Source organism: uncultured Kiloniella sp., assembly GCF_937128705.1.
Lineage (GTDB): Bacteria > Pseudomonadota > Alphaproteobacteria > Kiloniellales > Kiloniellaceae > Kiloniella.
In genome coordinates this window covers 1-8,889 of record NZ_CAKZMP010000352.1, presented here as the reverse complement: position 1 = coordinate 8,889, position 8,889 = coordinate 1, and the positions used below count along the sequence as shown (strand labels likewise).

General features: G+C 46.6%; 7 protein-coding genes. 4 read left to right on the top strand and 3 right to left on the bottom strand.

Annotated features, from left to right (window positions below; all coding sequences use genetic code 11):
• Positions 1-227 precede the first annotated feature (227 nt).
• Positions 228-1,493: a malic enzyme-like NAD(P)-binding protein gene (locus tag Q0241_RS17890; RefSeq protein WP_366941199.1), complete on the bottom strand. Its 1,266-nt coding sequence runs from the start codon at positions 1,491-1,493 to the stop codon at positions 228-230.
• Between the two features lie 233 nt (positions 1,494-1,726).
• Between Q0241_RS17890 and lipB the strand changes: the two genes are divergently transcribed.
• Positions 1,727-2,365, top strand: coding sequence for a lipoyl(octanoyl) transferase LipB (lipB, locus tag Q0241_RS17885; protein ID WP_299380213.1), 639 nt, complete (start codon positions 1,727-1,729; stop codon positions 2,363-2,365).
• An 11-nt stretch (positions 2,366-2,376) separates the two neighbouring features.
• On the opposite strand, the gene Q0241_RS17880 is transcribed toward lipB, so the two are convergent.
• Complete coding sequence (locus Q0241_RS17880) at positions 2,377-2,658, bottom strand: acylphosphatase (RefSeq protein WP_299380210.1); 282 nt, start codon at positions 2,656-2,658, stop codon at positions 2,377-2,379.
• Positions 2,659-2,822: 164 nt separating this feature from the next.
• Here Q0241_RS17880 and Q0241_RS17875 point away from each other — a divergent pair, with 164 nt between their 5' ends.
• The 3 genes from Q0241_RS17875 (at position 2,823) to Q0241_RS17865 (ending at position 6,430) form a co-directional block, all read left to right on the top strand.
• Entirely contained in the window at positions 2,823-3,644 is an 822-nt protein-coding gene (locus tag Q0241_RS17875) for an AraC family transcriptional regulator (protein ID WP_299380207.1), read from the top strand.
• Between the two features lie 148 nt (positions 3,645-3,792).
• A complete protein-coding gene (locus Q0241_RS17870; RefSeq protein ID WP_299380204.1) occupies positions 3,793-4,251 on the top strand; it encodes a (2Fe-2S)-binding protein in 459 nt (152 codons plus the stop codon).
• A gap of 4 nt (positions 4,252-4,255) precedes the next feature.
• Positions 4,256-6,430, top strand: coding sequence for a xanthine dehydrogenase family protein molybdopterin-binding subunit (locus Q0241_RS17865; RefSeq protein ID WP_299380202.1), 2,175 nt, complete (start codon positions 4,256-4,258; stop codon positions 6,428-6,430).
• Positions 6,431-6,545: 115 nt separating this feature from the next.
• Here the strand turns inward: Q0241_RS17865 and Q0241_RS17860 are convergent, their stop codons facing one another.
• Positions 6,546-8,888, bottom strand: coding sequence for a transketolase (locus Q0241_RS17860; protein ID WP_299380199.1), 2,343 nt, complete (start codon positions 8,886-8,888; stop codon positions 6,546-6,548).
• Position 8,889 lies beyond the last annotated feature (1 nt).

The following is an 8,889-nucleotide window of genomic DNA, read 5'->3' as shown; positions in this document are numbered from 1 at the left end:
GAAAACATTCCATCTTTATTGATGGACACACCCAAAACCATTGCACCTGAAGATATCTTTTAACCATGAGCACTTAAAAAAATCAGGCCATCATGCGAGCGTGCGCAAGCTATTTTTATTTTAAAGGCACACTCGCAACGATTTAAGTCGCACGTAACATCGAATTTTACCCAATAAAAAACCCCGACACTAAAAGTGACGAGGTTTTTTATACGCCTTAAATAGTGCTATTTAATATCAGCAACTGATTTAAGTGGGTAATGAGCAGGGTATGGGAACCTAGCAACACCAGAATCTACCGCCGCTTGAGCAACCGCACCAGAGACTAGCCCTAATAAACGCTCATCTAAAGGCTTAGGAATAATATAGTCTTTGCCATACTCAAGAGCATCGCCGCCGTAGGCATCAATAACATACTGAGGCACAGGCTCTTTCGCTAAATCTTTAATTGCATGAACCGCCGCAACTTTCATTTCTTCGTTAATCACGGTAGAACGCACATCTAGCGCACCACGGAAGATGAAAGGAAAACCTAACACGTTATTCACTTGGTTAGGGTAGTCCGAACGTCCTGTCGCCATAATTAAATCATCACGTGTAGCATGCGCTAAATCTACGGCAATCTCGGGATCAGGGTTAGAACACGCAAAAACAACTGGATTTGGAGCCATTGATTTTAACGCTTCAGCAGGGAATAGATCAGGCCCTGATAAACCAACAAACACATCAGCGCCTTCACATGCATCAGCAAGAGTACGCTTGTCAGTTTCAGTTGCAAACATTGCCTTATACTGATTTAAGTCATCACGTCCAGAGTGAATAACACCCTTTCGATCGAGCATATAAATATTTTCAGAACTAACACCACAGCTAATTAAAAGCTTCATACAAGCAATTGCTGCTGCACCCGCACCTAAACAAACAATTTTAGCTTCTTCAATTTTTTTGCCTTGAATCTCAAGCGCATTAATCATTCCCGCAGCGGTTACAATCGCAGTACCGTGCTGATCATCATGAAATACGGGAATGTTCATTTTTTCCCGAAGCGCGTCTTCGACAATAAAACATTCTGGCGCTTTGATGTCTTCCAGGTTAATACCACCAAAAGTTGGCTCTAACGCTGAAATGACGTTAATCAATTTTTCGGGATCGGTTTCATCAACCTCAATGTCAAAAACATCAATCCCAGCAAACTTTTTAAAAAGAACCGCTTTTCCTTCCATAACCGGTTTGGATGCAAGCGGACCAATTGCCCCCAACCCGAGAACAGCCGTACCATTTGTTATAACACCCACGAGATTACCGCGTGAGGTCACGGTAGAAGCTTCGGCTGGGTCATCAACAATGACTTCACAAGCCGCAGCAACCCCGGGGGAATAGGCCAAAGCCAGATCTCGCTGGTTGCCAAGCGGCTTGGTTGCTGAAATTTCAAGTTTTCCAGGTGTTGGATAGCGGTGATAGAATAATGCAGCGTCGCGCAGGTCTTGCGTCATAAAGTTTATTGCTCCTTAGGGCAGTCGATGCCTTATATATAAATTGGGAACGGCTCGTTCCTGCCAATGACGGTCTTGACAGTGTGACGCATAAAAGCGACACCCTGACGCGATTAAAACATAGCAATCCATGGGATGCCATAGATACGATGAGTAAAACCGTGAAAAATTCCCAAGTACTCACAAATGATAGACCAATGAATGACCCAGATACCACGCATGAAGACTTGGGAATCGAATGGCGCCTCACGGAAAACCACGTGAGCTACCCAGATGCTCTGAATTTCATGGAAGACCGTGTCGGAAAAATATTCACGAACGAATCTCCGCAAACGGTCTGGTTATTGGAACACCCTCCCCTCTACACAGCGGGGACATCGGCTGATAAAGAAGACCTGATCGAACCTGATCGTTTTCCAGTTTATGATGCCGGCCGGGGTGGACAATACACCTATCATGGTCCGGGACAACGTGTTGCCTACGTTATGCTCAATCTTAACCTCTATAACAAAGATGTCCGCAAATTTGTATATAATCTGGAAGAATGGATTATACAGACACTGGCAAAATTCAATGTAAAAGGCGAACGCCGCGAAGGCAGGGTCGGAATCTGGATTGATCGCGGAAATGGTCGCGAAGACAAAATCGCCGCGATCGGTGTCAGAGTCCGCAAATGGATCACTTTTCACGGGATCTCCATAAACCTTGATCCCGATTTATCCCACTTTGAAGGCATTGTGCCCTGTGGTATTAATCAACACGGGGTGACCTCGCTCGTTGATCTGGGGCTATGCATCTCTATGGAAGATCTGGATGTCGCGATGAAAGAAGCCTTTTATGAAGTTTTCAAGCCCGAAGACTTGCCTGCCTGAGGAAAGCACCACTACCTGATTTGAACAAACTCCATTTCATTGCCCAAGACAGATGTATCAACAGTTTCTTCGACAGAGATCACGTTGGCGTGCTCAGGTCCTTCATGACATAACTTGACCAAAACATCTATCTTATCCACCTCTCCTTTGACAACAGCTTCAACCTGTCCAGTTGGCAAATTTCGAACCCACCCAGCAAGACCCAGCTTTTGAGCTACATCAACCGTCCATCTACGGTACCAGACGCCCTGGACACGCCCTGATATTAAAAGTTTCACCTGTTTAGTTGTCATTGCTGTTTTCATTCCAAGGTTTAGAGCGTGATTTCTTCACTGCATACATGATCATACTATTGTATTGCTATGAAAATATTGAAAAGCAAAAATAATTAATAGATAGAAAGTTGTGGTTTCCTTTTCTCATACCTATTTAGAAGAACGGCTTGGGGAGTAGATTGATGTTAAACACAGGATTAGTTGAGAAGCTGGAAACGCTGGGTTCGTTATCAAACTCATGGCGAACAGGAACAATTGAAATTAACGATATTGCACCTGGCGACTGTGTTCTCTCTACGAGTGAATTAACCCTGAATTATGCACTTGCACCCGTTAGTAAAAGATATCGATCAGGCAATCTAGCGCAATACAATACTGGAACAGGATGGATGGTGCCCTCGGGTATTAATATTCATTGTGGCTACGAGACATCTTCGCGAAGCTTGCGTCTTATTCTCCCCCTGCAAACATTGCGCGATGTACTGCCAGAAGGGCAAGCCATTCCTGATCTTCCTGTATGCTGTTTAGAAGACCCAACAATCCTCCAACTGATTTTGAATCTGTATGATTCCAGTCAAGAAGATGATGCTTATTCTGCCCTTTATCGAGACACCATGACACTCGCTTTGGCCTCTCATCTTTATCGCGCCTATGCTCGCATCGAAGATACTACAACTCAACATCGCGATCCCCGTCTAAATCGTGTCATTGAATATATCGAAGATAATCTAGAGAAGCAGATAACGCTTGATGAGCTTGCCAATGTTGCAACAATGAGCCGTTATCATTTCGCAAAAATGTTTAAAGACTTAACAGAACTGCCGCCACACCGCTTTCTTGCAGAAAGAAGAATTGAAAAAGCTAAATCTCTTTTGATGACATCAAGGGATTCGACAGCGGAAATTGCATATCAAGTCGGATACAACAGCCAGAGTAATTTCACTCAAACGTTCCGGCGGTTAACAGGTATTACCCCCGCAAAATATAGAGGCGTTAAGGTTTAAATCAGACCTAAAACACCAAAACACCCCAAGATCTTTATAAACTATCCCAAGAACGGATCTGTTATAATCCCCTGATCGTTTCTATTTTCATGTCACAGCCATACGTAAGAATAAGGCCATAAACATAGAACTTGTCAGGAACTTAACCATGATTACTTTCACATTAAACAATGAGCAAAGATCAGTAGACGTCGATCCCGACACCCCTTTATTGTGGGTGATCCGTGACGAAATCGGACTTACAGGAACAAAATTTGGCTGCGGCGCAGGACTATGCGGTGCCTGTACGGTCCACCTTGATGGCGAACCTGTAAGATCATGCCAAACACTTGTTAGTGATGCTGCCGACCTTAATATTACGACGATTGAAGGCATTGACGGAAAAGCAGCAAAAGCCATTCAGACGGCTTGGGAAGAAATTGAAGTTCCCCAATGTGGTTACTGTCAATCGGGTCAAATTATGTCGGCAACCTCATTGCTCGCCCAAAACCCCAAACCAAGCAACGAAGAAATCGATGAAGCCATGAACGGCAATGTTTGTCGTTGTGCGACCTATGTCCGGATCAGAAAAGCCATTCATCACGCTTCTGATCTGATGGAGGCTTAAGAACATGACAACAACAAAAACACTAGCTTCAAGCCGCCGTACGTTCCTTAAAGGTGCTGGCGTAACCACCGGGTTGCTTATTGGCTTCCACATAACAGGTAAAGGTGTTGTTGCGGCCGTCCCGGGTCAACAATTTTCTCCAAACGCATTTGTTCGCATTGGTACGGATAATCTGGTCACTGTTATCGCAAAACACATCGAATTCGGACAAGGTAGCCACACTGGTTTAGCCACAATCCTTGCCGATGAACTTGACGCAAGTTGGGATCAAATCCGCATTGAATCTGCCCCCGCGGATGCAAGTAAATATAACAATCTCTTTTGGGGGCCCTATCAGGGAACGGGCGGATCAACAGCCATCGCGAATTCATGGACGCAGCTTCGTGAGGCTGGCGCCAAGGCCCGTGCTTTGTTGGTACAGGCCGCGAGTGCAGAATGGAATGTTCCTGTATCAGAAATCACGGTTTCTGACGGCGTTGTAAGACATGAGAAATCATCAAAGGAACAAACCTTTGGCGCACTATCTGAAAAAGCGTCTCAACAACAAGTCCCGGAAAAAGTTCAGCTAAAAACACCCGACCAATTCAAACTCATCGGGCGTAATGTCAATCGTAAAGATATTGCACCCAAAACCAATGGTACCGCGATATACACGCTGGACATAAGCCGGCCCGGAATGGTTATCGCGGTTGTAAAGCGACCACCACGATTTGGCGGACTGGTTAAGTCTTTTGATGATACGGACGCAAAAGGTATTAAAGGCTATGTCGGATCTGTTAAAACACCACGCGGTGTTGCCATCATGGCTAAGAATACATGGGCAGCTATAAAAGCGCGTGACGCAATCACAGTTGATTGGGATGACAGCCAAGCAGAAATGCGGGGTTCAGAACAGATCATGGCTGAGTACCGTGAGTTAGCCAAAACACCAGGCTTACCTGCTCGTTATGACGGGGATGCAACAACGGCTATTGCAGAAGCCAAACATACACTTGAAGTCAGTTATGACTTTCCATATCTCGCTCACGCGCCAATGGAAACATTGGATTGTGTGATTGAGCAAACCGATCAAGGTGCCGAGGTCTGGACTGGATCACAAATCCCAACGGGTGATCAACATACTGTTGCGACCATCCTTGGGCTAAATCCTGAACAGGTCAAAATTCATACCCAACTTGCTGGTGGTAGCTTTGGTCGTCGCGCAACATCTGATTCCGATATGGTTTCAGAAGCAGCAATGATCGTCAAAGCGAGTAAAGGTAACGTACCTGTTAAATTGGTATGGACCCGGGAAGACGACATTCAAGGTGGAAGATATCGACCAGCCTATCACCACAAACTCAAAGCCGGGCTTGATGATCAAGGGAATATCACGGGATGGCAGCATTCAATCGTCGGACAATCCATCGTCGCAGGAACCGCGTTCGAAGGCTTTCTGGTAAAAGATGGAGTAGATGCAACATCAGTGGAAGGTGCTGTAAACCTGCCTTATGACATACCAAATATATCTGTGGATCTAACCACAACGGATGTAAAGGTACCTGTTCTCTGGTGGCGTTCCGTCGGCTCTACACACACCGCCTATTCAACGGAAACCTTTATTGATCAACTGGCAAGTAAAGCAGGAAAAGATCCCGTTGATTTCCGCCGTTCAATGCTGAAGGACCACCCTCGCCATCTGGCAACACTTAATCTGGTGGCAGAAAAAGCAAATTGGGGCTCACCAATTACCGAGGGACGATATCGCGGTGTTGCAGTTCACGAAAGTTTCAGTTCTGTGGTCGCACAAATCGCCGAAATCAGCTTTGATGAAGACGGCGTTTTACAAGTTGAAAAGGTTTGGTGTGCTGTAGATTGCGGGATAGTGGTCAATCCTGACGTTGTCAAAGCACAGATGGAAGGCGGGATCGGCTTTGGTTTAGGTGCCGTTCTTCGCAATGCCGTCACCCTGGATGAGGGTATTGTTGATCAATCAAATTTCCATGACTACGAGCCTCTTCGCCTGACAGACATGCCGGAAGTGGATGTTTACATTGTTCCAAGTGAAGCTGCACCAACTGGTGTTGGCGAGCCCGGTGTCCCGCCGATTGGTCCCGCCGTGGCGAACGCAATATTTGCTGCGAAAGGCAAGATGGTAACCAAACTTCCGTTCAGCGAAGGTATGCCCGATTTGGTGTAGCCCTTAAGCTAGACCGTAGAACCAAACAAGCCGAGGCAAGTAATATTGCCTCGGCTTGTTTTTATTTGGATGAAATGGCCTATTACAAAAGCCATCAACATACAAACTGCATACTTTATGACGCTATTTCATAGGGCGTTTGCAAGGCGTTATTTGCAGATTTGGCAATTGATTCTGAATCCAGACCAAAGTGACGATACAGATCGCCAATCGTGCCTGTCTGACCGAAGTGCTCAACACCAAGGGGAATTGTGCGATGCCCGCCAACAGCCCCAAGCCATGACAGTGTTGCCGGGTGGCCATCAATCACAGTAAGAACAACACAATGCTTTGGCAAACGAGAGAATAGCTGCTCAACATGACTAGTGGCCTGACGATTGCCGCGACTGCGATCACGTTGCGCCGCAGTCCATCCCGCGTTCAAACGATCAGCTGACGTCACCGCAAGAACACCGACATCACGATTGTGTTGCGCCAATTTACCTGCTGCATCAATGGCTTCATTAGCAACGGCACCTTGATAAACAATCACCAACTCACAGTTGGGGCCCGGTTTACGCATCCAATAAGCCCCATCAATAACGCCCTGCTCAAAGTCTGCATTTGATCTTTGCCCTGGCTGTTCCAACGGGTTCGTGGTCAACCGCAGATAAACAGATCCTCCTGTTTCATCCCGAAGCCAGGTGCGTTCGTTTGGCTCACCTTCGCCATCACGCTGCATATAATCAAAAGACCACTGCATGATGATTGCCAACTCATCCACAAAAGCAGGCTCAAACGCAGCCAAACCATCCTGAGACATACCAATCAGCGGCGACCCAATAGATTGATGCGCCCCGCCTTCCGGTGCCAGAGTGATACCTGATGGCGTGCCAACAATCATGAAACGCGCATCCTGATAACAGGCATAGTTCAGCGCATCCAAACCTCTGGCGACAAAGGGATCATAAACAGTCCCGATTGGTAACAAGCGCTTACCATACAGAGAATGCGACAAGCCCGCAGCACCAAGAAGCAGAAAGAGGTTCATTTCAGCAATACCGAGTTCGATATGCTGACCTTCGGGGGTGAATTCCCATTTCGCTGTTGAGGGAATTTTCTCGTTAATAAAGGTATCGCTCTGTTCGCTCCGGGCAAAGAGTTTCCGACGGTTGACCCACGGGCCGAGATTTGTTGTTCCCGTCACATCCGGTGATGTGGTTACAATACGCTGCGCAAGATCAGAACTTCCTTTGGACAGATCATCCAGGATCTTACCAAAGCCCATCTGAGTCGAAATTTCGCGATCGCTTGCCAACTCAATTTTTGGAACCTCGACAACCGCATCAGAATAGCGCCGCGTCCCCTTGGCAAAGAAAGGCGTTTTATCCAGAAATTCTTGTAATCCCTTTACATCAGCAACGGCAGCAAATTTTTCCCACTCCTGCCCTTCTGACACCCCCATATGAGCTTGCCATTCAGCCATTTGAGGCTTGTTCATCAAGCCACCGTGGTTGTCCTTATGACCGGCAATCGGTGTGCCCCATCCTTTGATGGTATAGGCCAAGAAGCAAACAGGTCTGTCATGATCAATAGCATCGAATGTTTCTGCCATGGTCTGAACGCAGTTACCGCCCAGATTTTCCATCAACTCGGCAAGCTCATCATCGCTGCGCTTGTTAATTAAAGCCGTCACATCTCCCTGATCGCCCAAGGCATCCATCAGACGTTCGCGCCAAACTTTACCCCCCATATAGGTCAAGGCAGAATAAAGCTGATTCGGACAGTTATCGATCCAGTCTTTTAGCTTCTCCCCGCCCGGTTCTTCAAAGGCTGCGCGCTGTAAGTGACCATATTTAACCCGGACAACATCCCATCCAAAGGCGTCAAAAATTTGCTCTATGCGTTGAAACAATCCTTCGCGCACGATACCGTCAAGTGACTGGCGGTTATAGTCAATAATCCACCAAGTATTACGCAGATCGTTTTTCCACCCCTCTTGCAGGGTTTCGTATATATTACCTTCATCCAGTTCCGCATCCCCGACAAGGGCAACCATGCGCCCAAGCGAAAGATCTTGTCCCCATGACTTTGCCTGAATGTAATCCTGAACCAGAGACGCAAAAGATGTTATCGCAACACCTAAGCCAACTGAGCCCGTAGAGAAATCAACATCATCGATATCTTTTGTTCGTGAAGGGTAAGACTGTACACCTTTGTAACCCCTGAAATTTTGCATCTTTTCCAAGGTTTGATTACCCATGAGATACTGCATGGCATGGAAAATTGGTGATGCATGAGGTTTAACAGCCACACGGTCTTCGGGTTTCAGAGCAGAGAAATAAAGCGCCGTCATAATCGACACCATAGAGGCTGAAGACGCCTGATGTCCGCCGACTTTGATACCATCTTCCTTAGCGCGCAGATGATTGGCATTGTGGATCATCCAGTGCGAAAGCCACAGCAATCTTTGCTCAATC

Excerpts from the sequence above, each read along its gene's own strand:
- Q0241_RS17880 (WP_299380210.1), bottom strand. The coding sequence starts at position 2,658 with ATGACAACTAAACAGGTGAAACTTTTAATATCAGGGCGTGTCCAGGGC.
- Q0241_RS17875 (WP_299380207.1), top strand. The coding sequence starts at position 2,823 with ATGTTAAACACAGGATTAGTTGAGAAGCTGGAAACGCTGGGTTCGTTA.
- Q0241_RS17870 (WP_299380204.1), top strand. The coding sequence starts at position 3,793 with ATGATTACTTTCACATTAAACAATGAGCAAAGATCAGTAGACGTCGAT.
- Q0241_RS17865 (WP_299380202.1), top strand. The coding sequence starts at position 4,256 with ATGACAACAACAAAAACACTAGCTTCAAGCCGCCGTACGTTCCTTAAA.
- Q0241_RS17890 (WP_366941199.1), bottom strand. The coding sequence starts at position 1,493 with ATGACGCAAGACCTGCGCGACGCTGCATTATTCTATCACCGCTATCCA.